The following is a 25,556-nucleotide window of genomic DNA, read 5'->3' as shown; positions in this document are numbered from 1 at the left end:
GCCGCCCCCCCCGCGGCCGGCCGCCCGCGCGGCCCCCCGCCCCCCCCCCCGGGGGGCCCCCCCCCCCCCGCCCCCCCCCCCCCCCGCTCCTACAGCAGACGGTCAGGCGGAGGCGAGGGTGACCTTGCTGCCGGAGCTGCGGCCGAGCCGGCCGGCCAGCCAGCGGCCGGTTTCGACCAGCTTCGCCAGGTCCACGCCGGTCTTCACGCCCAGGCCGTCGAGCATGTACACGACGTCCTCGGTGGCCACGTTGCCGCTGGCGCCGGGGGCGTAGGGGCAGCCACCGGTGCCGGACACGGACGAATCGACCACCGCCACGCCGTCTTCCAGGCAGGCCAGGATGTTCGCCAGCGCCTGGCCGCGGGTGTCGTGGAAATGCACGGCCAGCGCGGCCATAGGCACTTCCGCCGCCACCGCCCGCAGCATTGCCCGCGCCTTGCCGGGCGTGCCGATGCCGATGGTGTCGCCCAGCGAGATTTCGTAGCAGCCGGCCTCGTGCAGGCGGCGCGCCACGCGAACTACGTCGGCCAGCGGCACCTCGCCCTGGTATGGGCAGCCCAGCACGGTGGACACGTAGCCGCGCACCTTCACGCCGTCGGCGCCGGCGCGTTCGAGCACCGGCAGGAAACGTTCGATGCTCTCGTCAATCGATGCGTTGATGTTCTTGCGGTTGAAGGCTTCGGAAGCAGCGCTGAACACCGCGACCTCGGTGGCGCCGACCGCCAGCGCACGTTCGTAGCCCTGCAGGTTCGGTACCAGCACCGGGTAGGCCACGCCCGGTGCCTTGGTGATGCCGGTGAACACCTCGGCGGCGTCGGCCATCTGCGGCACCCACTTCGGGCTGACGAAGCTGGTGGCCTCGATGCAGCGCAGCCCGGTGGCCGACAGCCGATCGATCAGTTCGATCTTGTCGGCCGTCGGTACCAGCGTCTTTTCGTTCTGAAGGCCGTCACGCGGGCCGACTTCGACGATGCGCACTTCGCTCGGCAGGCTCATTCGGACTTCTCCCCCTGTGGGAGGGACTTCAGTCCCGATTCTTTCGGGACTGAAGTCCCTCCCACAAAGGTGACGAGCACGGCATCGGCTTCGACAAACTCACCCTCCGCGGCCTGGACCTTTTCGACCGTGCCGGCGCGCGGCGCACGCAGGCTCAGCTCCATCTTCATGGCTTCCATCACCACCAGCTCCTGGCCCTCCTCGACGGCCTGGCCGGCCTCGGCCTTCACCACGACCACGCGGCCCGGCATCGGAGCGGTCAGGCGGTCGGCGCCGGCGGCGGCATCGCCTTCGTCGAACAGGAAGGCCGGCACGCGCTCAAGCGTGAAACGCTGGTCGCCGTCGTGAACCAGCACGCGGCGCTCGTCGGCGCGGGCGCGCACGCGCTGCTGGCGCTCGTCCACGCGCGCCACCAGCCGGCCGGCGACGAACCCGGCGCCTTCGACGCGCAGCGAGAGCCCGTCGCCTTCCAGCGTGTAATCGCCGGCGCTGCCGTGGGCGCGCAGCTCCAGGCGTTCACCCCGGTACAGGAAGCACAGCAGGCGCTCGCCGCCATGGCCCAGGCGCCAGCCGTCGGCGATGCCCCAGGGCGAATGCGGGTCCGGGCTGCCGGCGGTGGCGGCGTGGGTGGCGTCTTCGTCGTGCAGCAGGCAGGCGGTGGCGGCCAGGGCCAGCAAGGCCGGCGGCAGCGGGTCTTCGCTGGGCAACACGTCGTCGAGATGGCGGTCCAGGTAGGCGGTGTGGATGGTGCCGTTCACCACCTCCGGGTGGCGCACCAGCTTTTCCAGGAAGGCGATGTTGGACTTGGGGCCAACCACTTCGCAGTCGGCCAGCGCCTCGCGCAGGCGGGCGAGGGCGCGCGGCCGGTCGACGTCGTGCACGATCAGCTTGGCGATCATCGGATCGTAGTGGATGGTGACGGTGTCGCCTTCGACCACGCCGGTGTCCAGGCGAACGTGTTCGCTGGCTTCCGGCAGGCGCAGCACCTCGAGCTTGCCCGAGCCGGGCAGGAAACCCTGCGCGGGATCCTCGGCATAAAGGCGCACTTCGATGGCGTGGCCACGGCGTTCGATCGCGCCTTGCGCCAGCGGCAGCTTCTCGCCGGCGGCCACGCGCAGCTGCCATTCCACCAGGTCCAGTCCGGTCACCAGCTCGGTGACCGGGTGCTCGACCTGCAGGCGGGTGTTGATTTCCATGAAGTAGAAATCGCCCTGCGGGCCGACGATGAATTCGACGGTGCCGGCGTTGACGTAATCGATGGCGCGGGCGGCTTCCACCGCGGCCTGGCCCATGCGCTGGCGCAGTTCGGGCGTGACGAAGGGCGAGGGCGATTCTTCCACGACCTTCTGGTAGCGGCGCTGGGCCGAACATTCGCGTTCGCCGAGGTGGATGACCTGGCCGTGGCTGTCGCCGAAGACCTGGATCTCGATATGGCGCGGGGTTTCGACGAAACGCTCTAACAGCACGCGGTCGCGGCCGAAGGCGCCGGTGGCTTCGCGCTGGCAGCTTTCCAGCGCCGCGGCGAAGTCCTCGCTGGCGCGCACGATGCGCATGCCCTTGCCGCCGCCGCCGTGCGCGGCCTTGATCATCAGCGGGTAGCCGATGCCGTCGGCTTCGATCTGCAGGCGGCCGGGATCCTGGTCTTCGCCGGTGTAGCCGGGCACCACGGGCACGCCGCGGGCTTCCATCAGCTGCTTGGCGCCGGCCTTGCTGCCCATCTTGCGCATCGACGCGGCGCGCGGACCAATGAAGACGAGCCCCGCGGCTTCGACGGCTTCGGCGAAATCGGCGTTCTCGCTGAGGAAACCGTAGCCCGGGTGGATGGCCTGGGCGCCACTCTTCTTCGCGACCTGCAGGATGGCGTCACCGCGCAGGTAGCTGTCCTGCGGGCGCGGCCCGCCGATCGGCCAGGCCTCGTCGGCGAGCCGCGCATGCTGCGCCCCGGCGTCGGCCTCGGAATACACGGCCACCGTGCGGATGCCCAGCTTGCGGCAGGTGCGGATGACCCGGCAGGCAATCTCGCCGCGGTTCGCAATCAGTACTTTTTCAAACATTTGGTCTTGGCCACGGAGGAAGACGAAGGCAGCCGCCGGAGTTTACCCGGCGCCCGCTCAGGACCACACCGGCCGGCGCTTCTCGAGGAAGGCGGTGAGTCCCTCCTGGCCTTCCGGGGAAACGCGGAGACGGGCGATCAGCGCGGCATTCGCGATGTCTGTCTGCTCGGCCGATTCCGGGGTCATGCCCGACATGCGCAGGGCCAGCTGCTTGGCCTCGCGCTGCGCCACCGGCCCGCCCTTGACCCAGAAGTGCAGGGTGCGGTCCAGGCGTTCGTCGAGCTGCTCCGGCGAAACGACCTCGTGCAGCAGGCCGATGGCCAGCGCTTCGCGCGCCTCGAACACTTCGGCGCCGGTGAACAGGCGGCGCGCGTGGCGCCCGCCGATTGCGTGCACCACGTAGGGCGAGATCACCGCCGGCACCAGGCCCAGCTTCACTTCCGACAGCGAGAACTTCGCCTGCTCGACGCCGATCGCGTAGTCGCAGCAGGCGACCAGGCCGACGCCGCCGCCGTAGGCGGAGCCATTAACCCGCGCCAGGGTCGGCTTGGACAGGAAGTTCAGGGTGCGCATCAGTTTCGCCAGGCGCAGCGAATCGGCGCGGTTTTCGTCCTCGCTGGCCTGGGCCATGCGGCGCATCCAGCCGAGGTCGGCGCCGGCCGAGAAGGTGCTGCCGTCGCCGGTGAGCACGACGGCGCGCACGTCCGGGTTGGCATCCAGGGCCTGCAGGGCCTCGGTGAGTTCGGCGATCAGGGCGTCGTCGAAGGCGTTGTGCACGGACGCCCGGTCCAGGGTCAGGCGGGCGACGGCGCCGTGGTGGTCCAGTCGGATGGCGGAGGGCATGCGGTCTCCTCGAGGCAAGCCCCAATGATAACGGGTGGGCCGCGAGGATCAGGGGACAGGTGCATTTAATTCCCCGGGAATTAAATGCACCTGTCGCCAATTCCCCAAATCCGACCCCGGCGGCTGTTGCGCGGGCCGGGAAGGGCATATAATGCGAATCATTCTCACCTGAGCCGCCCTCCATGGTCCTCGCCGATCTGCCCACGGGCCACGACGCCATCGTCTCCGATGTGTTTGACGCCAGCCCCGGCGACGCCGTGGCGCGACGCCTGCGCGACATCGGCTTCGTGCCCGGCGAAAGCGTGCGCCTGCTGACCCGCGGCCCGCTCGGCGGCGAGCCGCTGCTCGTGCAGGTGGGCTTCACCCGCTTCGCGATGCGCCGGCAGGAAGCTGCACGGGTGAAACTCGAGGTTCCTGCCGCGAAATGAGCGCGCTGAACATCGCCCTGGTGGGCAACCCGAACTGCGGCAAGACCGCGCTGTTCAATCGCCTCACCGGTAGCCGGCAGAAGGTGGCCAACTACGCCGGCGTCACTGTAGAGCGCAAGGAAGGCCTGTTCCGGACGCCGGCCGGGCGCAGCGTGCGCGTGCTCGACCTGCCGGGCGCGTACAGCCTCGATGCCACCAGTCCCGACGAGGCGATCACCCGCGCCGCCTGCCACGGCGAGCTGCCCGGTGAGCCGGTGCCCGACCTTCTTGTCTGCGTCGCCGACGCCACCAACCTGCGCCTGCACCTGCGCTTCGTGCTGGAAGTGCGGCGGCTGGGCAAGCCGATGCTGCTTGCGCTCAACCAGATGGACCAGGCCAGGCGTCGTGGCATCAGCATCGACGTGCCCGCGCTGCAGGCACGCCTGGGCATTCCCGTCGTCGAAACCATCGCGGTGAAGCGCGAAGGCGCAGCCGCGCTGCTGGCAAAGCTTGATGGCGCCATGCCGGAGGCTCCGGCACCGGGCGACGACCACGGCGACCTGCACGCCCAGGTCCAGGCCCTGCTGGCTGAAACCGTGGCGATGCCCGCGCGGACCAGCCGGCTCGACGACCGCCTTGACCGCTGGCTGCTGCACCCGGTGTTCGGCCTGCTGATCCTGGCGGCGGTGATGTTCCTGATGTTCCAGGCGGTCTTCAGCTGGGCCGGGCCGCTGCAGGACACCCTGGCCGGCTGGATCGGCGTGCTGGGCGAAAACCTCGGCGCGCTGCTGCCGGAAGGGCCGCTGCGCAGCCTGGTGCAGGACGGCATCTTCGCCGGCCTGGGCACGGTGATGGAGTTCCTGCCGCAGATCCTGCTGCTGTTCGTCTTCATCCTGGCGCTGGAAGAATCGGGCTACCTGCCGCGCGCCGCCTTCCTGCTCGACAAGCCGATGCGCGCCGCGGGCCTGACCGGCCGCAGCTTCATTCCGCTGCTCTCGAGCTTCGCCTGCGCCATCCCAGGGATCATGGCGACGCGCTCGATCCAGGATCCGCGCGATCGCCTGGCCACAATCATGGTGGCGCCGCTGATGACTTGCTCGGCGCGGCTGCCGGTGTACACGCTGCTGATCGGCGCCTTCATCCCGGACCAGACGGTGTGGGGCGCGTTCAACCTGCAGGGGCTGGTGCTGTTCGGCCTGTACGTGGCCGGCATCGTCAGCGCGATGGGCGCCGCCTGGGTCATCCAGAAGGTGCGCCATACCGAAGGCGAACACGTGCTGCTGCTGGAGCTGCCGAGCTACCGGCTGCCCAATCCGATGGACCTGGGCATCGGCCTATGGGAGCGCGCGAGCATCTTCATGCGCCGGGTCACCGGCATCATCCTGTCGCTGACGGTGCTGCTGTGGTTCCTGGCCAGCTACCCGGCGCCGCCGGAAGGCGCCACACTGCCGGCCATCGACTACAGCCTTGCCGGGCGCATCGGCCACTGGCTCGAGCCCTTCTTTGCGCCGATCGGCTTCAACTGGCAGATCTGCATCGCCCTTATTCCCGGCCTCGCGGCGCGCGAAGTCGCCGTGGCGGCATTGGCGACCGTGTACGCGCTGTCGGCCAGCAGCGACAGCGAGGCCATCACCCAGCTCTCGCCGCTGCTGGCGGCCGACTGGTCGCTGGCCACGGCGCTGTCGCTGCTGGTCTGGTACGTGTACGCGCCGCAGTGCCTGTCCACGATCGCGGTGATCAGGCGCGAGACCAACAGCTGGAAGCAGGCCGGTTACGCCACGGTGTACCTGTTCGCGCTGGCGTACATCGCTTCGCTGATCACCTACCAGCTGACCGCGTGGCTGATGTCATGAGCGATGGCCTGCTGACGCCGGGGAGCCCCGCATGAGCCCGCTGCTGCAATCGCTGGTGGTGCTCGCCATCGTGCTGGCCTGCAGCGTGTCCGTGCTGCGACGGCTGGCGCCGCGGATGGCCTGGCAGGCGCAGGCGAGGCTGTCGTTTTTCCTGGAACGCGATGGCAGGCCGGGCTGGCTGAAGCGCCTGGGGCAATCGCTCCGGCCACCGATGCAGGCCAGCGCGGCGGCCTGCGGTACGGGTGGCTGCAATACCTGCAGGGGCTGCGATTAGGGGACAGGTACATCTTGCGCCCGGCTTTTCCCGGAGAACCTGTGGATGCACGGGCGCAAAATGTACCTGTCCCCGTTCCCCTACATCCGGAAGACGCCGAAGCGGTCTTTTTCGATGGGGGCGTTGAGGCTGGCGGAAAGGGCCAGGCCGAGCACCCGGCGGGTGTCGGCGGGATCGATGATGCCGTCGTCCCAGAGGCGGGCGCTGGCGTAGTAGGGGTGGCCCTGGTGTTCGTACTGGTCGCGGATGGGGGCCTTGAAGGCTTCTTCCTCGTCGGCGCTCCAGGTCTTGCCGGCGCCTTCGATGCCGTCGCGCTTGACCGTCGCCAGAACGCTGGCGGCCTGTTCGCCGCCCATCACGCTGATGCGGGCATTGGGCCACATCCACAGGAAACGACCGCCGTAGGCGCGGCCGCACATGGCGTAGTTGCCGGCGCCGAAGGACCCGCCGATGACCACGGTGAACTTGGGCACGTGCGAGCAGGCCACGGCGGTGACCATCTTCGCCCCGTCCTTGGCGATGCCGGCGTTTTCGTACTTCTTGCCGACCATGAAGCCGGTGATGTTCTGCAGGAACACCAGCGGGATGTCGCGCTGGTTGCACAGCTCGATGAAGTGCGCGCCCTTGAGCGCGCTCTCGGCGAACAGGATGCCGTTGTTGGCGACGATGCCGACCGGGTAACCGTGGATATGCGCGAAGCCGCAGACCAGGGTCTTGCCATAGCGCGCCTTGAATTCCTGGAATTCGCTGCCGTCCACCACGCGCGCGATGACCTCGCGGATGTCGAAAGGTCGGCGGGTGTCCTTGGGGATGACGCCGTAGAGCTGTTCGGCCGGGTAGAGCGGCTCGCTGGGCGCCTGTACGGCCACCGGGAGCTGCTTGCGGCGGTTGAGGTGCTTCACGATGTCGCGCGCGATCTGCAGCGCGTGGCGGTCGTTCTCGGCGTAATGGTCCGCGACGCCGCTGACGGACGTGTGCACGTCGGCGCCGCCCAGCGATTCGGCGTCCACCACTTCGCCGGTAGCGGCCTTCACCAGCGGCGGGCCGCCGAGGAAGATCGTGCCCTGTTCTTTCACGATGATCGATTCGTCGCACATCGCCGGCACGTAGGCGCCGCCGGCGGTGCAGCTGCCCATGACGACGGCGATCTGCGGGATGTTCTTCGCGCTCAGCCGGGCCTGGTTGTAGAAGATGCGCCCGAAGTGCTCCTTGTCGGGGAAAACCTCGTCCTGCAGCGGCAGGAAGGCGCCGCCGGAATCGACCAGGTAGATGCAGGGCAGGTGGTTCTCCAGCGCCACTTCCTGCGCCCGCAGGTGCTTTTTCACGGTCATCGGGAAATAGGTGCCGCCCTTGACCGTGGCGTCGTTGGCCACGACCACCACTTCGATGCCGTTCACGCGGCCGATGCCGGTGATGACGCCTGCGGCCGGCGCGGCGTCGTCGTACATGCCGCCTGCGGCCAGGGCCGAGAGCTCAAGGAAGGGCGAACCGGGGTCGAGCAGGGCGGCGATGCGCTCGCGCGGCAGCAACTTGCCGCGTTCGGTGTGCTTCTTGCGGGCCTTCTCGCCGCCGCCTTCGGCCACCCGGGCCAGGCGAGCCTCGAGGTCCCGGACGGCGGCGCGCAGCTGCGCGTCGTTTTCCTGGAAGGCGGGGTCGCGGGGATCGATGTGGCTGCTGAGGATGCTCATGCGCGGGTTTCGTGGGGCAATCCCCGGAGTTTAAGCGTCCCGGCGAAAAAAAACCGCCGGCACGAGGCCGGCGGTTTCGGGTGTTGCTGGCGCTGACGCTCAGTTGGCGTCGTCGATCTCGCCTTCGGCGTCGGTGGTGACCGCTTCGTCGATTTCTTCGCCCACTTCGTTCACGGCGTTCTCGGTGGCGTCACCGACGGCCTCGGCGGCCTGCTCGATGTTCTCACCGGCTTCTTCCATCGCGGCTTCGGTGGCGGCAGCCGCTTCTTCCATCTCGGCTTCGGCGTTCGCAGCAGCGGACTCGGCGATGTCACCGGTCTCTTCAGCGGCGTTCTCGATGGCGGCGCCGGCTTCTTCAGCTTCCTGCTCGGTCTGCGGGCTGCAGGCGGCCAGGCCGAAGGCCAGGGCGATGGCGGTGGCCAGGGCGAAAGTCGGATTACGCATGGTGTGTCTCCCCAAAATTGGTGGTTGTCGCGACCCGGGAGGGTCGCCGTAGTACAGCATAACCGGGTGCGCCAGCTTCAGCGCAAGCCCGTCTGATAAAAAGCGGGTGCGACCGAGGCCGCACCCGGGTTTTTACGTTGCGAGCCGATGCGTTGGATCAGTCGTCCTGGGCTTCGTCCGCGGCTTCTTCGGCGGCTTCGGCGGCGCCTTCGGCCACTTCCGCGGCCTCGTCGGCCAGGTCGGCAGCGGCATCAGCCATCGCGTCGGAGCCGGCAGATGCAGCGTCGGCGGCGGCGTCAGCGGCCACGCCGGCGGCGTCGGCAGCGGCGTCGGCCGAATCGGCAGCAGCGTCGGCAGCGACATCGGACGCGGCGTCGGTCGCGGCGGCAGCGGCATCGGCCGCTTCGGCGGCGGCGTCGGAAGCAGCGGCAGCGGCGTCTTCGGCCGAATCGGCCGCCTGCTCAGCCTGGTTGGAGCAGGCCGCCAGGGCCAGGCCCAGGGCCGTGGCGAGCAGGATCTTGTTCAGGGACATGGGTGAATTCCTCGTCTGGACGTATGGGAAATCTGAAACGTGTCCTTCAGCACGCGAACACGTCGGCAAAATCATGTCAGGAACTGAACCGGAGTCAAGCGTTCGTTTGTTTTAACCAAAATTGAACGAATTGATGATCGCAGACGAATGCGGCTTGTGATCGGCCCCGGGGGGGGGCGGTCCCGGAGCTTGTGGGGCCGGGATCAGGGCAATTCGATCGCCAGGGCGGTCGCCTCGCCGCCGCCGATGCACAGGGCGGCGACGCCGCGCTTGCCACCGCGGCGCTTGAGCGCATTGACCAGGGTGACCACCAAACGCGCGCCAGACGCACCAATCGGGTGGCCCAGGGCGCAGGCACCGCCGTGCACGTTGAGCTTGTCGTGGGCGATGCCCAGGTCCTTCATCGGAGCCATGGCGACGACGGCGAAGGCTTCGTTGACCTCGAACAGGTCGACGTCTTCGACCTTCCAGCCGGCCTTGTCCAGCACCTTCTGGATGGCCGAGACCGGGGCGGTGGTGAACCACTCCGGGGCCTGGGAGTGCGTGGAGTGCGCAACAATCGTGGCGATCGTCGCCAGGCCCTGGGCCTTGGCAGCCTCCTCGGAAGCCAGCACCACGGCGGCGGCGCCGTCGTTGATCGACGACGAAGCGGCGGCGGTGATCGTGCCGTCCTTCTTGAAGGCCGGGCGCAGGGTGGGGATCTTGTCGATGTTGCAGCGGCCCGGCTGTTCGTCGGTGTCGAACACCACGTCGCCCTTGCGGCCGCTGACGGTGACCGGCGCGATTTCGTCCTTGAAGCTGCCGTCGGCCTGGGCGGCGAGGGCGCGGCGCACGGATTCGGCGGCGTAGGCGTCCTGCTGCTCGCGGGTGAAGCTGTACTTGTCGGCGCACTGCTCGCCGAACACGCCCATGGCCTGCTTGTCGTAGGGGTTGGTGAGGCCGTCCCAGGCCATGTGGTCGAGCATCTCGGCGCTGCCGTACTTGGTGCCGGTGCGCGAGTTCATAAGCAGGTGCGGGGCGTTGGTCATCGACTCCATGCCGCCGGCAACGACGACGCGGGCCGAGCCGGCCTTGATCAGGTCGTGGCCCATCATGATGGCCTTCATACCCGAGCCGCAAACCTTGTTGATGGTGGTGCAGCCGGCGCCGGTCGGCAGCCCGGCGCCCAGCGCCGCCTGGCGGGCAGGGGCCTGGCCCAGGCCGGCGGGCAGCACGCAGCCCATGATCACTTCGTCCACCTTGTCGCCGGCCACGCCGGCCTGTTCAACCGCGGCCTTTATGGCGGTGCTGCCCAGCTGCGTGGCGGACACGCCGGTGAACTGGCCCAGCAGGGCCCCGAGGGCGGTGCGCTTGGCACCGGCGATGACGACCTTGGACATGGTGGCTCCGGGAGGTGTGGGGAATTTCCCATTATAGGCTGCCCACCACCCCCCTTGTAGGAGCGGCTTCAGCCGCGAAGGGGTTCTTTGCCAAGGGCAAAGTCAAAACATTCGCGGCTGAAGCCGCTCCTACAGGAGGCTGGATCAGGCGCGGTCTTCGAAGAGTTCGCGGCCGATCAGCATGCGGCGGATTTCGTTGGTGCCGGCGCCGATGGCGTAGAGCTTGGCGTCGCGCAGGATCCGGCCGGTGGCGTATTCATTGATGTAGCCGTTGCCGCCCAGGGCCTGGATGCCTTCCAGCGCGACCTGCACGGCCGACTCGCTGGCGTGCAGCAGGCAGCTGGCGGAATCGACCCGGCTGGCGTGGCCGGCGTCGAAGTCGCGGGCCACCTGGTAGGCGAAGGCGCGGGAGGACTGCAGCGCCGTGTACATGTCGGCGATCTTGCCCTGCATCAGGCCGAAGGTGCCGATGGCCTGGTCGAACTGCTTGCGCTCGCGCACGTAGGGCAGGGCGATGTCCAGGGCCGCCTGCATCAGCCCCAGCGGGCCGCCGGTCAGCACCAGGCGTTCAGTGTTTAGGCCGCTCATCAGGACCTTCACGCCCTGGTTCACTTCGCCCAGCACGTTCTCGGCCGGGATCTCGCAGTTCTCGAACACCAGCTCGCAGGTGTTCGAGCCGCGCATGCCCAGCTTGTCGAGCTTCTGCGCGGTCGAGAAACCCTTCATGCCCTTTTCGACGAGGAAGGCGGTCATGCAGCGCGAACCGGCATCCTTGCCGGCGGTACGCATGTAGACGATCAGCACGTCGGCCTCGGGGCCGTTGGTGATCCACATCTTGTTGCCGTTGGCGACCCAGACGCCGTCGCGCAGTTCGGCGCGGCAGCTCATCGAGCCGACCACGTCGGAACCGGCGCCCGGTTCGGACATCGCCAGCGCGCCCTTGCTTTCGCCGCTGCACAGCTTGGGCAGGTACTTGCGACGCTGCTCGTCGCTGCCGTTTGCATAGAGGTTGGCCACGCACAGGTTGCTGTGCGCGCCGTAGCTAAGGCCGACGGACCCTGAGGCGCGGGAGATTTCCTCCATCGCCACCAGGTGCGCCAGGTAGCCCATCTCCGAGCCGCCGAATTCGGCGGGCACGGTCATGCCCAGCAGGCCCATTTCGCCCAGCTTGGGCCACAGGTCCTGCGGGAAGGCATTGTCGTGGTCGACCTGCGCCGCCCGCGGGGCGATCTCGCTCTCGGCGAAACGCCGGACGGCGTCGCGCAGGGCATCGAGGTCTTCACCGAGGGGGAACGTGCGCATCGACTACTCCAGTAAAGGGGGTCAGGTTCACTTATCGCCCGTGCAAACCCGGTGAACCGGGGTCAGCCGGCGACAAGTGAACCTGACCCCGTTCTTATTGCAGCAGGGCGGGGCCAGAGCCTGTGAAATTCGACTCTGACCCCGGTTTTGCTCAGTTGCCGCGGCGGCCCTGGAAGCGCGGGGCGGCGGCGCCCAGGTGCGGCAGGCGCAGCTTGCCGATGGCGGTGATGCGCTCTTCGGCCATGCGGTCGGCGGCCATGTAGGTCGGGATCTTGTCGCGGTTGGCGATTTCGAAAATGCGACCCAGGTTGTAGTAGATGGTGCGCATCATGCGCATGGCGCGCTCGCGGTTGTAGCCGTCGATTTCCAGCGAGACGTTCATCAGGCCGCCGGCGTTCACGGCGTAGTCCGGGGCGTAGAGCATGCCGCGCTTTTCCAGCTCGACGCCGATCTCGTCGTTGGCCAGCTGGTTGTTGGCGGCGCCGCAGATGACCTTGCACTTCAGGCGCGGCAGGGTCTTCTCGTTCACCGTGCCGCCCAGGGCGGTCGGCGAGTACACGTCGGCGTCGACGTCGTAGATGTCGTCCAGGGCCACGGCCTCGCAGCCGAATTCGTCGACGGCGCGCTGCACGGCGTCCTTGTTGATGTCGGTGACGAAGACCTTGGCGCCGCGCTCGCGCAGCAGCTTCACGAACTCCATGCCGACGTGGCCGACGCCCTGCACGGCGTAGGAGTAGTTGCCCACTTCCTCGTTGCCGAACTTGACCTGCAGCGCGGCCATCAGGCCCTGCAGCGTGCCGTAGGCGGTGAACGGCGACGGGTCGCCCGAGCCGCCGTGCACCTGGTGCACGCCGGTGACGTAGTCGGTTTCACGCAGCACGTATTCCATGTCGTTGACGTCGATGCCCACGTCTTCGGCGGTGATGTAGCGGCCGCCCAGCGAGTTGACGAAACGACCGAAGGCGCGGAACAGCGCTTCGGACTTGTCCTTGTTCGGGTCGCCCCAGATCACCGCCTTGCCGCCGCCCAGGTTCAGGCCCGACACGGCCGCCTTGTAGGTCATGCCGCGGCTCAGGCGCAGCACGTCCTTCAGGGCCTCTTCCTCGCTGGCGTACGGCCACATGCGCGTACCGCCCAGGGCCGGGCCCAGCACGGTGTTGTGGATCGCGATGATGGCCTTCAGGCCCGCGTCCTTGTTGTGGCAGAACACCACTTCCTCGTGGTTCGAGGTCGAGATGGTTTCGAAGATCATGGAAGGCTCCGGTCTGGCGGACTGCGCGGGGCCGGGTGTCGGCGCCTCACGCGAAAGAACTTGAAAAAACGTCCGCAAGTTATTGATTTGAATGGCCTGCATATTTGGCGTGCAGGGCCTCGCCGGTTTCCGGCGCGGCGTAGTGTAAAGCAAACGCTCTAACCGGGCAGGGGCCGCCTTCACGACGTCGGGATCCGCGTCCGTCGGCCGGGAACAGCCGTCCGGCGGTCGTCGCCCTGTTCAATGGCCGAAACGCGCCGGTCCCGGCGTTGGATCCAATGCTTGGCGGTTTTGTCTCTCCCCGGAGAACCGCCAGCCTCCAACCCTAGAGCAGGGTTCATTGGGCGACCACCGCGTGGTCGCCCTTTTTTTGGGGACGGAGGTAATTTGCCCGGCCCTCCTCCGGCGCCCGAACACCTTCGGGCAAATTACCTCCGTCCCCTTCCCGTGGCTAAACTGCGGCCATGGGCGAAACCACCCGCGTCGACGACCTCCCGGGCACCTTCGGCTACGGCGCCGGGGTCCTGTACGGCCTGCCGCAGCCGCCGCGCTGGATGGGCGAGGTCGCGCCTGACCTGCACAAGGTGCTGCTGCTGATGGCCGGCGGCGAGATCCTCTACGGCCACCTCACCGGCCTGGACTGGGAGGGCGGCAACGTCATCCTGCGCGCTGGCGACGAAACCCTGTCCAACCCGCTGGCCGACCTGCGCGGCATCCTGCTCAGCGGCGAGGCTCGTCTGGGCCGGGCGCCGGTCGCGCCCACCGGCACCCTCACCAGCACGCTGCGCTACCGCGACGGAGGCGACTGGATGCTGCAGGCGCACGCGGTGCACGTGGACCTGTTCGGCGCCGGCTTCTTCACCATCGACGAGGACCGGCTGCACGCGGTCTTCGTGCCCTGGCGGGTGCTGGCGGAGAACGAGTTGCACCTGCGCTCAGGGCTGTCGGACCACCAGCGCGCCCGGATCCAGCGCGAAGTGGCCTTCCGCCGCGGCGCCGACATCGACCGCCTGGAGAAGGCCAGCCTGCGCCGCGTGCCCGGCGATACCCGTGACGACGCCGACATCCGCCGCAGCGCCTTCGCCAAGGCCTTCTGCAAGGCGCTCGGCGGGTGAGCGCGACGGCCGGGCGGGACGAGGTCCCGCGTCTCGAACCCCTCTCCCGCGGACGCCTGGGCGGCGTGCTGACGGTGCTGGCGAATGCCATCCCGCTGTTCGGCGTGCTGTTGTGGGGCTGGGACGTGGGCTTCCTGATGGCGCTGTTCTGGGCCGAGAACCTGGTGTTGGGCGGCATCAACGTGGGCCGCATGCTGGCGGCCGATCCGGCGAACGTCCCCTTCTGGGCCTTCAAGCTTTTCCTGATCCCCTTCTTCTGCGTGCACTTCGGGATGTTCACCGCGGGCCATGGCCTGTTCGTGATGCAGCTGTTCACCGGCGGCGGGCCCGACGACCTGGAGATGCCCTGGGAACTGCTGTCGAGCTTCGTCGCCCTCTATCCGGCCCTGCCGGCGGCACTGGCAGGCATCGCGCTGGTCCACCTGGTGCACACCTGGGCGGATTTCATTTCCACCGGCGCCTACCGGCGCGTCAACCCGATGGCGCTGATGTTCCAGCCCTACAGCCGCATCGTGGTGCTTCACGTCACGCTGATCTTCGGTGGTTTCGCGGTGGAGGCCCTGGGCGAGCCGCTGGCCGCCCTGGTGGTGCTGCTGGCGCTCAAGACCGCGATCGACCTGGGGCTTTGGGTGTTCGGCGGCACGCCGGGAGCCAAGGACAGCGCGCTGGCCAAGCGCCTGCAGGTATGAGGGCTTGTCCCCCGCCCCTATGACCCGGTGCGGCCGGCTGGGGCAGGCCGCGGCGGGGCGCTACAATCGGCCGATTCCGTCTTAAGTCTTACGAGACCGCCTTATGAGCACGCCCGCCAACCAGCTTCCCGACCGCGACACCGAGCGCAGCCCGCTGCGCTTCGTCACCGCCGCCAGCCTGTTCGACGGCCACGATGCCGCGATCAACATCATGCGCCGCCTGATCCAGTCGCAGGGCGTGGAAGTGGTGCACCTGGGCCACAACCGCAGCGTCGAGGACGTGGTGCGCGCGGCCCTGCAGGAAGACGCCGACGGCATCGCGCTGTCGAGCTACCAGGGCGGCCACACCGAATACTTCAAGTACATGGTGGACATGCTGCGCGAGCGTGGCGCCGGCCACATCCGCGTGTTCGGCGGCGGCGGCGGCACGATCACGCCCGAAGAAATCAAGGAACTGCAGCAGTACGGCGTCGAGCGCATCTACCACCCGAACGACGGCATGCAGATGGGCCTGGTGGCGATGATCGAGGACCTGGTCCGCCGCACCCACGAAGCCAAAGAACGGGGTCACGTTCACTTTTCCTCCGACACTGGCGGCAAGGGCAAGAAGTCAAAGGGGAAAAGTGAACCTGACCCCATTCTTGCGCCGCGCGTCGACATCGACGACGAAATCGCTGTCGGCAAGATGCTCAGCGCCCTGGAAGAGGGCCTTATCGACGAATCCCAGCTCGCATCCTTCCGCAAGGAATGGCAGCTCGCCGGCGGCAAGACGCCGGTCGTGGGCCTGACCGGCACCGGCGGCGCCGGCAAGTCCAGCGTCACCGACGAGCTGATGAACCGCTTCCTGCAGCACTTCCCCGAAATGCGCATCGCGGTGATCTCGGTCGACCCGACCCGCCGCCGCACGGGCGGCGCCCTGCTGGGCGACCGCATCCGCATGAACTCCCTGCGCAGCCCGCGCGTCTTCATGCGCTCGATGGCCACCCGCCGCCAGCACGTGGCCACCAACGCCGTGCTCAAGGACTGCATCGCCTTCCTGCGCGCCCAGGGCTACGACTTGGTGATGGTGGAAACCGCCGGTATCGGCCAGTCCGATTCGGAGATCGTCGACCTCGTCGATTTCCCGATGTACGTGATGACCAGCGACTTCGGCGCGCCCAGCCAGCTCGAGAAGATCGACATGATCGACTTCGCGGAACTTATTGTGCTGAACAAGTTCGACAAGCGCGGTGCCGAAGACGCCCTGCGCGACGTGCGCAAGCAGTGGAAGCGCAACCGCACCGCCTTCAAGCTGGCCGACGAAGACGTGCCGGTGTACCCGACCATCGCCAGCCAGTTCAACGACCCGGGCGTGACCTGGATGTTCGCCAACCTCTGCCGCCTGCTGCGGGGACGGGTGCATTTTTCCCCCGACGGAAGTGACAAGCACGGTGATGGCGAGGGGAAAAATGCACCCGTCCCCATCGGCTCGCCGCGCTGCGACTTCAAGCCCCACATCGAAATCGCCGAAAAGTCCCCCCGCGCTACGGTCCTGATCCCCGGCAACCGCACCCGCTACCTCGCCGAAATCGCCGAGCAGGGTCGCCAGGTCAACGCCAGCATCGAAAAGCAGGCCGAGGCCGCCGAGCGCGCCCAGCACTACTACGAATCCCTGCGCGAACTGGGCGACCCCGACCTGCCCACGCCCCTGGGTCTGTTCGACCCGCATCACCTGGTGGTGCCCAGCCCGGCCGCCGGCGGCGCCGCGACCAAGGACGCCAGCTGGCCCGACTGCGGCGAACGCCGCCAGGGCCTGCCCGACCGCCGCAAGATGGTGTTCCAGTGGGAGCGCCGCCAGGGTGCGGCCAGCGGCGACAACCCGCAGGCCCCGCAGGTCAGCATCGACCGCAGCCTGGTGACCCTGCGCCAGCGTTACAACGATGCGGTGAAGGCGCTCAGCGCCAACTCCATCAACTTGCTGCGCGAATGGCCCGACCGCCTGCAGGCGATCACCGAAGAGGTGAACGAATACACCGTGCGCGGCAAGGTGATCCGCGTCGAGAACTACCGCGAGTCCCTGAGCCACCAGAAGATCCCGAAGATCGCCGGCCCGCAGTGGAAGAGCTGGGGCGAACTGCTGGTCTTCCTGGGCAAGGAAAACCTGCCCGGCCATTACCCCTACACCGGCGGCGTGTATCCCTACCGCCGCACCGGCGAAGACCCCATCCGCATGTTCGCGGGCGAGGGCACGCCCGAGCGCACCAACCGGCGCTTCCACTACCTGAGCAAGGGCCAGCCGGCCGCGCGCCTGTCCACCGCCTTCGACAGCGTCACCTTGTACGGCGAAGACCCGGCCGAACGCCCGGACATCTACGGCAAGATCGGCAACTCCGGCGTGTCCATCGCCACCCTGGACGACATGAAGAAGCTGTACTCCGGCTTCGACCTGTGCGCGCCGACCACCAGCGTTTCGATGACCATCAACGGCCCGGCGCCGATGATCCTGGCGATGTTCATGAACACCGCCATCGACCAACAGGTCGAGAAGTACCTGCGGGAAGACCAGTCAAGGTGGGATGAGGCTCACGCGAAGATCGAGAAGTTCTTCGATGGCAAGAAGCGCCCCGAATACGGCGGTGAAGTGCCCGAGGGCAACGAAGGCCTGGGCCTGGGCCTGCTGGGCGTCACCGGCGACCAGCTGGTGGACGCCGAAACCTACGAGCGCATCAAGAAGCACACGCTCGCCACCGTGCGCGGCACCGTGCAGGCCGACATCCTGAAGGAAGACCAGGCGCAGAACACCTGCATCTTCAGCACCGAATTCGCCCTGCGCATGATGGGTGACATCCAGCAGTACTTCGTGGACAACAAGGTCCGCAATTTCTACTCGGTGTCGATCTCGGGTTACCACATCGCCGAAGCCGGGGCGAATCCGATTTCGCAGCTGGCGTTCACGTTGAGCAACGGTTTCACCATCGTCGAGTACTATCTGGCGCGCGGCATGCACATCGACGACTTCGCGCCCAACCTGAGCTTCTTCTTCAGCAACGGCATGGACCCGGAGTACACGGTGATTGGCCGTGTCGCCCGGCGCATCTGGGCCCGCGCCATGCGCGAGCGCTACGGCGCCAACGAACGCAGCCAGATGCTGAAGTACCACATCCAGACCAGCGGCCGCAGCCTGCACGCGCAGGAAATCCAGTTCAACGACATCCGCACGACCCTGCAGGCCCTGTACGCGCTGTTCGACAACTGCAACAGCCTGCACACCAACGCCTACGACGAAGCCATCACCACGCCGACCGAAGAAAGCGTGCGCCGCGCCGTGGCGATCCAGATGATCATCAACAAGGAGCTGGGGCTGAACTTCAACGAAAACCCCTGGCAGGGCAGCTTCGCCGTGGAGCAGCTGACCGACCTGGTGGAAGAGGCCGTCTACAAGGAGTTCGAAGCGCTAAGCGAGCGCGGCGGCGTGCTGGGCGCCATGGACACCATGTACCAGCGCGGCAAGATCCAGGAAGAAAGCCTGTACTACGAACACAAGAAACACGACGGCAGCCTGCCCCTGATCGGCGTCAACACCTTCCTGCCCAAGGACCACGCCGGCGAGGTGATGACCGAGATCGAGCTGATCCGCAGCACCGAAGCGGAGAAGGACGCCCAGATCAAGAACGTCAGAACCTTCCAGGAAGCCCGGAACGAGCTCCTTGTGGGAGGGGCTTCAGCCCCGAAAGCCGCTGGCCTGAGAAATCTTCAGCACACCGCCCGTGACCGCCAAAACATCTTCGCCGCGTTGATGGAAGCAGTGAAGACCCACAGCCTCGGCCAGATCAGCCATGCGCTTTACGAGGTGGGCGGGGAGTACCGACGCAACATGTAAGTTCCGCCGGAGGGTGCGCGGGGAGCATCGAGGTTCATGGCGCGGAGGGACAGGGCCATTCTCCAGGCCCTGACGGGGGGGCGCGCACTGCATGACCCCAAGCCCATCGGTTGAGCCCGGAACCGGGCTGTTGCATCTACCATTGGCCGCCGCATCCTCCCGAGCCCGGAGCCCATCCCATGATTCGCCGCCATCATTCCGCATTGCTCGCGTTCTGCGCATTGCTCCTGGCGTCGCCCCCCGTGGCCTCGGGGCAGACTTCGCAGGAAATGGACGCCGAGGCCGAGAAGGCCGCCGCTGACATCGTTGCGCGCGACATGCCCACGGTGCAGCACGAGCTCCGCAACCAGATATCGGCTGGCAAGGCTCGGAAACTTCTGGTGGTCGATCCGTACAACCCCGAACTGCTGTCCGCCTTCACGGACTACCATGTCACTGCGTCGATCGTCAGCGGCGAAGACTTCCCGAGCGCAGCCTACCTGAAGGCGATCGAGCTCGCGCCGGGAAACTGGTTGCACCATGCCAACTTCGCCAGATTCCTGCACAACCAGGGCTACGTGGCCGAAGCTGACAAGTACTACGCCAGGGCCATCGAGCTCAGCCCTTCAATGATGCTGCTGCTGTGGCGCGGACACGCGGCGTTCCAGGGCCGGGATTACCCGCACTGCGTGGCCAGCCTGACCCAGGCTGCGGCGATGCCGCCGCAGCCCGTGTACGAGGAATGGACGTACGCCTACCTCAGCCTGTGTCAGGCCCAATTGGGCGACAAGGCGGCATCGGCCGCCAGTCTGAAGAAAGCAGTGGAGCTGGGCGGTGATGCTGTGACGAATCACCTTATGGTGCGCAGTGGCGCCTGGTCACAGCCGGTCCGGTGTGGCCGGGACGCAGAAAAAGCCGGGCACCGCTATCGCGCCACCGAAGGCAAGTCGCCAGAGAAGCGATACGTGGCATTGGTGCAGTGGGCGACCTGTTTCCCCGACGACAAGGCAGCGCACCTGGAGGGCGAGGATCTCGCATGGGAAATCCCCGACCTGCGGCAAGACTGGTGGCGGTACCACGGGGTCCGCGCGACCGGCCAGATATCATTCCCGCTCGACCGGCTGGACACGGCTGGCGACACGAAGTTCTACCTCGAGAATACGCTGCCCTACATGTGGCGCATGCTGGCCGCCCGCGAGTTTGAAAAGGCGCTTGAACACACCGCCACCATCCCGGTCGAGCTTCCGGGCCTGGCGGAACATTTCTACGTGCGCGCGCTGATGTTCCTGGAGATGCCCGAGTACCGGCTGCTGGCCTGGCGCGAGGCGAACCAGTTGCTGCGGCTCAATGCGAACTCGCCGACGGCGCGGGCCATCCGTGCCCGCGTCTATTACGAAGTGAAGGGGAATCCGGAGCGGGCGCTGGCGGAAATCGCCGAGGGCTTCCGGCATGTGCTGCCCGAGCGCACGCCCGACCTCCATTTCGCGCGGGGCCGGGTGCACTACGGCGAAGGACGGTTTGCTGAGGCGTTGGCCGACTTCGAGGCGGCGCTCAGGGTCAATCCTGCGTACCCGCAGGCGGCGTTCTACCGCGACCTCGCGGCGAACCCAAATGTCGACGTCGCAGCCGCCACGGCTGAGCGCGACGGCAACGCGAATGTCCGCCTCCAGCTCGACCAGATCGCCACGGCGGTCAACATCGCGATGTCCTGGCTCCGGACAAACGGCGACCGCGCACGTAACAAGACGGAAGCCTGCGAGGCCGTGGCGAAGGCGATGCGCGAACTGTCGGTGGAACAAGGCAGGCTGCGCGCGCTCGCGCCCAGCGTCCCGCCGGCGGGGCCGCTGCGGGAGTACTTCCACAAGGCTGTGGCAGCGGTCGAGACAAACCTCGGCAACGTGGCCAGCGGCTCGGCCAGTTGCCCTTGATGAAAACCCCTGGTCAACTGCGTTAGCGACAGGTGATTTCGAACCGTCCCTGCGCTTGCCGCAAGCTGCTGCGCAGGCTGCCGGCGAAGTAGCCCGTGCCCTTGACCGTCTTGCCGGTGATGTCGAAGTTCATCGCGCTCTCGGCGTGCCATTCGGTGCTGCCGTCGGAAGGGACGACGCTAACGCCGGTCGGGCCGTTCGGCAGGTTGAAATCAACGACGATTTCGGTGCCTTCGTCCCCGGCGGCGTGGCCGGCGATCGCTACGGTAGGCCCCGGGGCCACACTGCACTGTACGTCCGTTATCACGTTCCAGATTTGGCCGTCGATCTCGATGTGGCCAACCGGTGCCTGGGGCTGGGCTTGGAAGACAGGCTCGGTGCCAGAGCGCGCCGGCGCTTCCCCATCCTTCCCACAGCCGGCGGTAACCAGGGCGAGCGCGCAAAGGGCGGCGAATGGTTTGATGGCGTTCATGGCTGCGCTCCTTTGGTTATTGGCCGACACCGTTGTGTCTGTTCGCCGGGTGATATCGTGGCGCTTCGTTGGAGATGCCAAAGGATGTCTCATGCCGAGGATATTGGGAACACCTTTGCCCGCCGGGGAGGCTTTGCGGTGAGACAACTGGCTGACACCTTCTGGAACATCCGCGGCGTGTTCCGCGTGGCGGGCGTGGTCAACATCGGCACCCACATGTCGGTCGTCAAGCGCGGCAGTGGCCGCTTCGTGGTAATCGATGGCTGTGAGCTCGACGACGACGAGCGCAGCCAGCTGATGGCGCTGACCGGCAACGGAGAGAAGGTGGACGCGGTGATCCACGTGCATCCTTTCCATACGATGCACGTGGAGGCTGTCCACGCATTGTTCCCGAAGGCGGACTTGCATGGCACCGCACGCCATCACGGAAGGTTTCCGTCATTGCCGTGGTCGGGCGGGCCGGTCGAGGACTGGGGCGACGAGCATCCGTTGGCCGAACTGTTCAATCTTTCCGTCCCCGAAGGCATCGATTTTGCTTCCGCCGACGAGCGAGTGCACGTGGGCTCGGTGCTGGTGCGCCACCGCCAGAGCGGCATCGTGCACGTGGACGACACCTTCAACGTTATGGCCGCGTCCGGGACGCTGGGCAAGCTCCTGCCGCAGTCGTCGCTGCGCATGCATCCGATGCTGTCGCGTGCGCTACGGCAGGAAGCCGGTGCCGCCGACGCCTACGCCGGCTGGGCCCGCTGGCTGGCCTCGGCCTGGTCCAAGACCTCGATTGTCTGCGCCGCGCATTCGGCGGTCCGGGAACTGCCCGCCGGCGGCTTCAAGAAGGAAGTCGAAGACGCCCTGGCCAAAGTAGCCGACGTCCTCGACCGCCATCGCAAGCGCTTCGGCTAGCGGTCGCTAGCCTCGCTGGTCCAGTTCGTGGTGGATCAGCACCACGCACTGTGAGGCGAACAGCATCGTCTTGCCCAGCGTTATCCGCACGGCCCCAAGGCGATCGAGGGTGTGGAAGGTGTTCTTGGGCATCGGGATGTGGTCGGTGAGCAGGAAACAGGGGTTGCCGGCGAAGGCCTGGTCGCGGATCGGTTTGCCCTTCTTTTCCATCACGTAGAGCTGGTGGTTTTCCGCCAGCTGCTGCACCAGCCGTTCAAAGCTGATCGTCTGCACGGTGACGCCGCTTTCCACCGGGCGGGTTTCTTCCTTGCCCATGCCGCGCGACGCGTCCAGCGCCTTGGCCACCTTGCCCAGCAGCGCGCCTTCGTTGAAACCGCCGATCTCGTGCATGGCGCTGGCTTCGAAGCGGATCGTGCGCGAGTAGTCCTGGGTGCTTTCCAGCACCAGATACACCACCACGTCGGGCCGGTGCGACTGGGCCACGAAGATCGCGTTCATCAGCGTATGCGCCAGGATCTCGGCATGGGCGTCGCCGCCGACCGAGGCCAGGAGTTTCGCGCTGTCCGTCGGTGCCGCCCGGGCCCGGAGTACGAAGGTTCGCATGGCCGTATTGTCCACGATTGCGGGTGCGATGGCGTTCCAACCTTTTCGGTGGCTCGTGCATCAAGCCCAGGGTCGACCCACGTCGTCCGCGCTGGGGACTACATTGAGAACAATCTTCCGCGACCCGAACGGCCAGCTGCGAAACGGCTGGTGGATCCTGATCTTCCTGCTGTTCGTGCTTGCGACGAGGGTGGTGCATGCCCCGCTGGTGGCCGCCCTCAAAGCGCTGGACGTGCCGGAAGCCTGGCGGGACCCGCTGCCGGTCCTGTTCGTGCTGCTTGCGACCTGGGCCTGTACCCGCCTGCGACGGGAGCCGCTTTCAAGCATCGGACTGGAACTGGACCGTCGCTGGTGGCGGCAGCTCGGGGCGGGATTCGGGCTTGGGATGGCGGCCCTGGCGCTGGCCGCGCTGCTGATGATGGCGGTCGGTGGCGTGCAGTTCGAGCTCCAGCCGGACCGCAGTGCAAGCCTGCTGGCGTGGGGGCTCTATGGGTTCGTGTTCGCGGCGGCCCTCGAGGAGCTGCTGTTCCGGGGGTTCCTGTTCCAGCGCCTGCTCGACGGCATCGGCGTCTGGGGCGCACAGCTGCTGCTCGCGGGGCTTTTCGCGCTGGCGCACTGGGGCAATCCCGGCATGGAAGGAGCCACCCGCATCTGGGCCACGGTGGACATCGGCCTGGCGTCGATGATGCTCGGCCTGGCCTACCTGCGGACCCGCAGCCTGGCCCTGCCGCTGGGCCTGCATCTTGGCTGGAACTGGATGCAGGGCAGCGTGCTGGGCTTCGGCGTCAGCGGCCATGCGGCGGCGGGCTGGTGGCAGCCGGTGTTCGCTGATGCGCCGGCCTGGATGACCGGGGGTGACTTCGGGCCGGAAGCCGGCGCGTTCGGGTTGCTGGTGGACCTGGTGATGCTGGTTCTGCTGTGGCGCTGGAAGGGCCGGGCACCGGCGCCGGCACCGGCGATGGTGCCGGTGCCGGCCAGCTGAGGTCGCCGCGAGGCTCAGATGTCGAGCAGGGGCCGGAAGCCCCCGTAGATCATCCGGGCACCGTCCAGTGGCATCGGATTGGTCTTGGGGTCCATGCGCGGGTCTTCCATCATCTTCTTCATGCCGGCGTCGCGGGTTTCCTTGTCGGGCCATTCGATCCAGGAAAACACCACGGTTTCATCGTCCTTGCACATCACGGCGCGCTTGAAATCCGTCTGCTTGCCATCCGGCACGTCGTCGCCCCAGCATTCCACCACGCGCAGGGCGCCGAACTCCTTGAAGATGGGGTCGAACTTGCTGGCGAAGTCCAGGAAGGCCTGTTTGTTGGCATTGGGAACGGCGAGCACGAAACCATCGACATAGCTCATGGGGTTTCTCCTGCGGTGGCGCGGGGGCGCGGGCGGCACGGCCAGCCTACTGCCGGCCGGCGGGCGCCGGAAGTCCCGTCACGCACCGGCGACGACGGTGGCGCTGCAATGACGCATCCGTCCCTGGGCCATTCCCATGCGCATCGCCCTGTTTCTCGGCATTTTCCTGCTGGCCTTGCCGGTCGGCGCCACGGCCACCCCGGAGCCCGCCATGACCCTACTGTTCAGCTTCGAAACCAAGGCCGACGAACCACGCTGGGTGGCGGTGAACGATGGCGTCATGGGTGGCCGGTCGCGGGGTGGGCCGGCGGTGGAAGCAGGCGTGCTGACGTTCTCGGGCGTGCTGTCGCTGGAGAACAATGGCGGTTTCTCGTCCGTGCGCACCGTGGGCCGCGATTTCGACTTCAGCAACGCCACCGCCGTGCTGCTGCGCGTTCGCGGCGACGGTCGCCGCTACCAGCTCCGCCTGGCCACCGACGCCCGCTTTCGCGGCATCACCGTGTCCTACGGCGGTGAATTCGCCACCGAAGCCGGGCAGTGGACCGACGTCCGCGTGCCTTTGGCGGACCTGCGTCCGAGCGCGCACGGCTTCGCGCTGCAGGGCCCGCCGCTGGACGCATCCCGCGTGCGCGAGCTAGGCCTGCTGATCGGCGACAAGCGCGAAGGACCGTTCCGGCTCGAGGTGGACTGGATCGGGCTGGAATAGGCCGGGGCGGCCCGGGCGGGTCCCGCGGCCGGATTCTGCGCACGGGGTCGTTTCACCCTGAAGCAGGCTGCGCCTGCGCCGCCAGGCCTCCAGGGGAAACACGATGCTCCGGACTCCCTCTTTCTTGCTGGCCCTGCTCACTGCCGGATGTTCGGCGCCCGTACCGCCCCCGACGGCCCCCGCGGTCGTCGAAGCACCGGCCCCACCTGCCGGTGATGCGGTGGAAGGCCTGCGCGTCGCCACCCGCGTGGGCTGCAACGGCTGCCACGGCGCCGACGCGGCCGGCCGCAGCTTCAGCAAGGACAAGGACGGCACGCTGATCGTGGCGCCCAACCTCAGCACGCGCCGGCACCTGTACACCGACGAAGGCCTGGCGGCACTGCTGCACGAAGGCCGCACCCACGACGGCCACGTACCCTTCGGCATGCCGATCCAGGCCTTCCAGCACCTGAGCCACCGCGAGGTGCGCGACATCGTCGCCTGGATGCGCTCGTTGCCCGAGGTGGCCAACGGATCGGAGGAGGCCTCGACCTGGTCGCCGGCCCTGGCCGCGTCCCTGGCCGATGGCAGCCATCCCTGGATGGGCGACATGCGGCCTACGCCGGGCAACCAGCCGGCCCCCGAACCCCCTGTCGAGCCGGTGGCCCTTGGCCGGCACCTGGCGATGACCAGCTGCAGCGAATGCCACGGCTGGGATCTCAACGGCTTCGGTGATCCCGGTGCCGCACCGTCCCTGGTCGTCGCCAAGGCCTATACGGACGAGCAGTTTGCCCGCCTGATGCGCACCGGCGAGGTCGCTGCAGGCGGCCCGTCGGCGACGGGATTGATGAGCGGCGTGTCGGCGTTCCGCTTCAGCGTCATGAGCGACGCGGAAGTCCAGGCACTGAAGGCGTATCTCGATGGCCGCTGATCCCGGTACGGTGAGCTCAAG

23 protein-coding genes are annotated in these 25,556 nt (G+C 67.5%); 11 read left to right on the top strand and 12 right to left on the bottom strand.

Annotated elements, in window-relative coordinates; all coding sequences use genetic code 11:
• Positions 1-102 precede the first annotated feature (102 nt).
• From ACE3TE_RS04600 to ACE3TE_RS04590, 3 genes are read right to left on the bottom strand one after another with little or no spacing between them, the layout of a single operon-like run.
• On the bottom strand, positions 103-996 hold the full coding sequence (locus ACE3TE_RS04600; RefSeq protein WP_374602610.1) for a hydroxymethylglutaryl-CoA lyase: 894 nt from the start codon (positions 994-996) through the stop codon (positions 103-105).
• A complete protein-coding gene (locus ACE3TE_RS04595) occupies positions 993-3,050 on the bottom strand; it encodes an acetyl-CoA carboxylase biotin carboxylase subunit (protein WP_374602609.1) in 2,058 nt (685 codons plus the stop codon). Before ACE3TE_RS04595 ends, ACE3TE_RS04600 begins: the two co-directional genes overlap by 4 nt.
• 57 nt (positions 3,051-3,107) lie before the next feature.
• Complete coding sequence (locus tag ACE3TE_RS04590) at positions 3,108-3,893, bottom strand: enoyl-CoA hydratase-related protein (RefSeq protein ID WP_374602607.1); 786 nt, start codon at positions 3,891-3,893, stop codon at positions 3,108-3,110.
• Positions 3,894-4,075: 182 nt separating this feature from the next.
• Here ACE3TE_RS04590 and ACE3TE_RS04585 point away from each other — a divergent pair, with 182 nt between their 5' ends.
• The 3 genes from ACE3TE_RS04585 to ACE3TE_RS04575 are packed head-to-tail and all read left to right on the top strand — an operon-like array spanning position 4,076 to position 6,427.
• The gene (locus ACE3TE_RS04585) at positions 4,076-4,321 is read left to right on the top strand and encodes a ferrous iron transport protein A (RefSeq protein WP_374602605.1); all 246 of its coding nucleotides are present in this window, start codon (positions 4,076-4,078) and stop codon (positions 4,319-4,321) included.
• Positions 4,318-6,153, top strand: coding sequence for a ferrous iron transporter B (locus tag ACE3TE_RS04580; RefSeq protein ID WP_374602604.1), 1,836 nt, complete (start codon positions 4,318-4,320; stop codon positions 6,151-6,153). Before ACE3TE_RS04585 ends, ACE3TE_RS04580 begins: the two co-directional genes overlap by 4 nt.
• Positions 6,154-6,184: 31 nt before the next feature.
• A complete protein-coding gene (locus ACE3TE_RS04575; RefSeq protein WP_374602602.1) occupies positions 6,185-6,427 on the top strand; it encodes a DUF6587 family protein in 243 nt (80 codons plus the stop codon).
• Between the two features lie 80 nt (positions 6,428-6,507).
• Here the strand turns inward: ACE3TE_RS04575 and ACE3TE_RS04570 are convergent, their stop codons facing one another.
• The 6 genes from ACE3TE_RS04570 to ACE3TE_RS04545 form a co-directional block, all read right to left on the bottom strand.
• A complete protein-coding gene (locus ACE3TE_RS04570; protein ID WP_374602601.1) occupies positions 6,508-8,115 on the bottom strand; it encodes a carboxyl transferase domain-containing protein in 1,608 nt (535 codons plus the stop codon).
• Positions 8,116-8,214: 99 nt separating this feature from the next.
• The gene (locus tag ACE3TE_RS04565) at positions 8,215-8,559 is read right to left on the bottom strand and encodes a hypothetical protein (protein WP_374602599.1); all 345 of its coding nucleotides are present in this window, start codon (positions 8,557-8,559) and stop codon (positions 8,215-8,217) included.
• A 157-nt stretch (positions 8,560-8,716) separates the two neighbouring features.
• Positions 8,717-9,091, bottom strand: a complete 375-nt coding sequence (locus ACE3TE_RS04560; RefSeq protein ID WP_374602597.1) for a hypothetical protein — start codon at positions 9,089-9,091, stop codon at positions 8,717-8,719.
• A gap of 203 nt (positions 9,092-9,294) precedes the next feature.
• A complete protein-coding gene (locus ACE3TE_RS04555; RefSeq protein WP_374602596.1) occupies positions 9,295-10,470 on the bottom strand; it encodes an acetyl-CoA C-acyltransferase in 1,176 nt (391 codons plus the stop codon).
• Between the two features lie 144 nt (positions 10,471-10,614).
• Positions 10,615-11,772 carry an isovaleryl-CoA dehydrogenase gene (locus tag ACE3TE_RS04550; RefSeq protein ID WP_374602594.1) on the bottom strand — a complete coding sequence of 386 codons (1,158 nt, stop codon included), beginning with the start codon at positions 11,770-11,772 and terminating at the stop codon, positions 10,615-10,617.
• Between the two features lie 151 nt (positions 11,773-11,923).
• Complete coding sequence (locus tag ACE3TE_RS04545) at positions 11,924-13,024, bottom strand: Glu/Leu/Phe/Val dehydrogenase dimerization domain-containing protein (protein WP_374602592.1); 1,101 nt, start codon at positions 13,022-13,024, stop codon at positions 11,924-11,926.
• Between the two features lie 464 nt (positions 13,025-13,488).
• Here ACE3TE_RS04545 and ACE3TE_RS04540 point away from each other — a divergent pair, with 464 nt between their 5' ends.
• From ACE3TE_RS04540 to ACE3TE_RS04525, 4 genes are all read left to right on the top strand, one after another.
• On the top strand, positions 13,489-14,139 hold the full coding sequence (locus ACE3TE_RS04540) for a hypothetical protein (protein ID WP_374602590.1): 651 nt from the start codon (positions 13,489-13,491) through the stop codon (positions 14,137-14,139).
• On the top strand, positions 14,136-14,828 hold the full coding sequence (locus ACE3TE_RS04535; protein WP_374602588.1) for a DUF6498-containing protein: 693 nt from the start codon (positions 14,136-14,138) through the stop codon (positions 14,826-14,828). The genes ACE3TE_RS04540 and ACE3TE_RS04535 overlap by 4 nt, the downstream gene beginning before the upstream one ends.
• 103 nt (positions 14,829-14,931) lie before the next feature.
• The gene (locus ACE3TE_RS04530; RefSeq protein WP_374602586.1) at positions 14,932-18,687 is read left to right on the top strand and encodes a methylmalonyl-CoA mutase family protein; all 3,756 of its coding nucleotides are present in this window, start codon (positions 14,932-14,934) and stop codon (positions 18,685-18,687) included.
• A 179-nt stretch (positions 18,688-18,866) separates the two neighbouring features.
• Complete coding sequence (locus ACE3TE_RS04525) at positions 18,867-20,594, top strand: tetratricopeptide repeat protein (protein WP_374602585.1); 1,728 nt, start codon at positions 18,867-18,869, stop codon at positions 20,592-20,594.
• A 22-nt stretch (positions 20,595-20,616) separates the two neighbouring features.
• Here ACE3TE_RS04525 and ACE3TE_RS04520 read toward each other — a convergent pair whose 3' ends face one another.
• The gene (locus ACE3TE_RS04520) at positions 20,617-21,066 is read right to left on the bottom strand and encodes a hypothetical protein (RefSeq protein ID WP_374602583.1); all 450 of its coding nucleotides are present in this window, start codon (positions 21,064-21,066) and stop codon (positions 20,617-20,619) included.
• Positions 21,067-21,204: 138 nt separating this feature from the next.
• On the opposite strand from ACE3TE_RS04520, the gene ACE3TE_RS04515 reads away from it, so the two are divergent.
• Entirely contained in the window at positions 21,205-21,966 is a 762-nt protein-coding gene (locus ACE3TE_RS04515) for a hypothetical protein (RefSeq protein WP_374602581.1), read from the top strand.
• Between the two features lie 6 nt (positions 21,967-21,972).
• Here the strand turns inward: ACE3TE_RS04515 and trmY are convergent, their stop codons facing one another.
• Positions 21,973-22,569: a tRNA (pseudouridine(54)-N(1))-methyltransferase TrmY gene (trmY, locus tag ACE3TE_RS04510; protein ID WP_374602579.1), complete on the bottom strand. Its 597-nt coding sequence runs from the start codon at positions 22,567-22,569 to the stop codon at positions 21,973-21,975.
• Positions 22,570-22,672: 103 nt separating this feature from the next.
• On the opposite strand from trmY, the gene ACE3TE_RS04505 reads away from it, so the two are divergent.
• Positions 22,673-23,551: a lysostaphin resistance A-like protein gene (locus ACE3TE_RS04505; protein WP_374602578.1), complete on the top strand. Its 879-nt coding sequence runs from the start codon at positions 22,673-22,675 to the stop codon at positions 23,549-23,551.
• Positions 23,552-23,565: 14 nt separating this feature from the next.
• Here ACE3TE_RS04505 and ACE3TE_RS04500 read toward each other — a convergent pair whose 3' ends face one another.
• Complete coding sequence (locus ACE3TE_RS04500; RefSeq protein WP_374602576.1) at positions 23,566-23,919, bottom strand: DUF1428 domain-containing protein; 354 nt, start codon at positions 23,917-23,919, stop codon at positions 23,566-23,568.
• A 136-nt stretch (positions 23,920-24,055) separates the two neighbouring features.
• On the opposite strand from ACE3TE_RS04500, the gene ACE3TE_RS04495 reads away from it, so the two are divergent.
• Together ACE3TE_RS04495 and ACE3TE_RS04490 are read left to right on the top strand one after the other, a co-directional pair.
• On the top strand, positions 24,056-24,625 hold the full coding sequence (locus ACE3TE_RS04495; RefSeq protein WP_374602575.1) for a CIA30 family protein: 570 nt from the start codon (positions 24,056-24,058) through the stop codon (positions 24,623-24,625).
• Positions 24,626-24,845: 220 nt separating this feature from the next.
• Positions 24,846-25,535 (top strand): c-type cytochrome, encoded by a 690-nt coding sequence (locus ACE3TE_RS04490; RefSeq protein ID WP_374602573.1) that lies wholly within the window; start codon positions 24,846-24,848, stop codon positions 25,533-25,535.
• Positions 25,536-25,556: the final 21 nt, after the last annotated feature.

It is taken from the genome of Arenimonas sp., from assembly GCF_041919775.1.
GTDB lineage: Bacteria > Pseudomonadota > Gammaproteobacteria > Xanthomonadales > Xanthomonadaceae > Arenimonas.
The sequence above is the reverse complement of the archived record's forward strand: the minus strand, read 5'-3'. Positions and strand labels throughout refer to the sequence as shown.

Excerpts from the sequence above, each read along its gene's own strand:
- ACE3TE_RS04600 (WP_374602610.1), bottom strand. The coding sequence starts at position 996 with ATGAGCCTGCCGAGCGAAGTGCGCATCGTCGAAGTCGGCCCGCGTGAC.
- ACE3TE_RS04595 (WP_374602609.1), bottom strand. The coding sequence starts at position 3,050 with ATGTTTGAAAAAGTACTGATTGCGAACCGCGGCGAGATTGCCTGCCGG.
- ACE3TE_RS04590 (WP_374602607.1), bottom strand. The coding sequence starts at position 3,893 with ATGCCCTCCGCCATCCGACTGGACCACCACGGCGCCGTCGCCCGCCTG.
- ACE3TE_RS04585 (WP_374602605.1), top strand. The coding sequence starts at position 4,076 with ATGGTCCTCGCCGATCTGCCCACGGGCCACGACGCCATCGTCTCCGAT.
- ACE3TE_RS04580 (WP_374602604.1), top strand. The coding sequence starts at position 4,318 with ATGAGCGCGCTGAACATCGCCCTGGTGGGCAACCCGAACTGCGGCAAG.
- ACE3TE_RS04575 (WP_374602602.1), top strand. The coding sequence starts at position 6,185 with ATGAGCCCGCTGCTGCAATCGCTGGTGGTGCTCGCCATCGTGCTGGCC.
- ACE3TE_RS04570 (WP_374602601.1), bottom strand. The coding sequence starts at position 8,115 with ATGAGCATCCTCAGCAGCCACATCGATCCCCGCGACCCCGCCTTCCAG.
- ACE3TE_RS04565 (WP_374602599.1), bottom strand. The coding sequence starts at position 8,559 with ATGCGTAATCCGACTTTCGCCCTGGCCACCGCCATCGCCCTGGCCTTC.
- ACE3TE_RS04560 (WP_374602597.1), bottom strand. The coding sequence starts at position 9,091 with ATGTCCCTGAACAAGATCCTGCTCGCCACGGCCCTGGGCCTGGCCCTG.
- ACE3TE_RS04555 (WP_374602596.1), bottom strand. The coding sequence starts at position 10,470 with ATGTCCAAGGTCGTCATCGCCGGTGCCAAGCGCACCGCCCTCGGGGCC.
- ACE3TE_RS04550 (WP_374602594.1), bottom strand. The coding sequence starts at position 11,772 with ATGCGCACGTTCCCCCTCGGTGAAGACCTCGATGCCCTGCGCGACGCC.
- ACE3TE_RS04545 (WP_374602592.1), bottom strand. The coding sequence starts at position 13,024 with ATGATCTTCGAAACCATCTCGACCTCGAACCACGAGGAAGTGGTGTTC.
- ACE3TE_RS04540 (WP_374602590.1), top strand. The coding sequence starts at position 13,489 with ATGGGCGAAACCACCCGCGTCGACGACCTCCCGGGCACCTTCGGCTAC.
- ACE3TE_RS04530 (WP_374602586.1), top strand. The coding sequence starts at position 14,932 with ATGAGCACGCCCGCCAACCAGCTTCCCGACCGCGACACCGAGCGCAGC.
- ACE3TE_RS04525 (WP_374602585.1), top strand. The coding sequence starts at position 18,867 with ATGATTCGCCGCCATCATTCCGCATTGCTCGCGTTCTGCGCATTGCTC.
- ACE3TE_RS04520 (WP_374602583.1), bottom strand. The coding sequence starts at position 21,066 with ATGAACGCCATCAAACCATTCGCCGCCCTTTGCGCGCTCGCCCTGGTT.
- trmY (WP_374602579.1), bottom strand. The coding sequence starts at position 22,569 with ATGCGAACCTTCGTACTCCGGGCCCGGGCGGCACCGACGGACAGCGCG.
- ACE3TE_RS04500 (WP_374602576.1), bottom strand. The coding sequence starts at position 23,919 with ATGAGCTATGTCGATGGTTTCGTGCTCGCCGTTCCCAATGCCAACAAA.
- ACE3TE_RS04495 (WP_374602575.1), top strand. The coding sequence starts at position 24,056 with ATGCGCATCGCCCTGTTTCTCGGCATTTTCCTGCTGGCCTTGCCGGTC.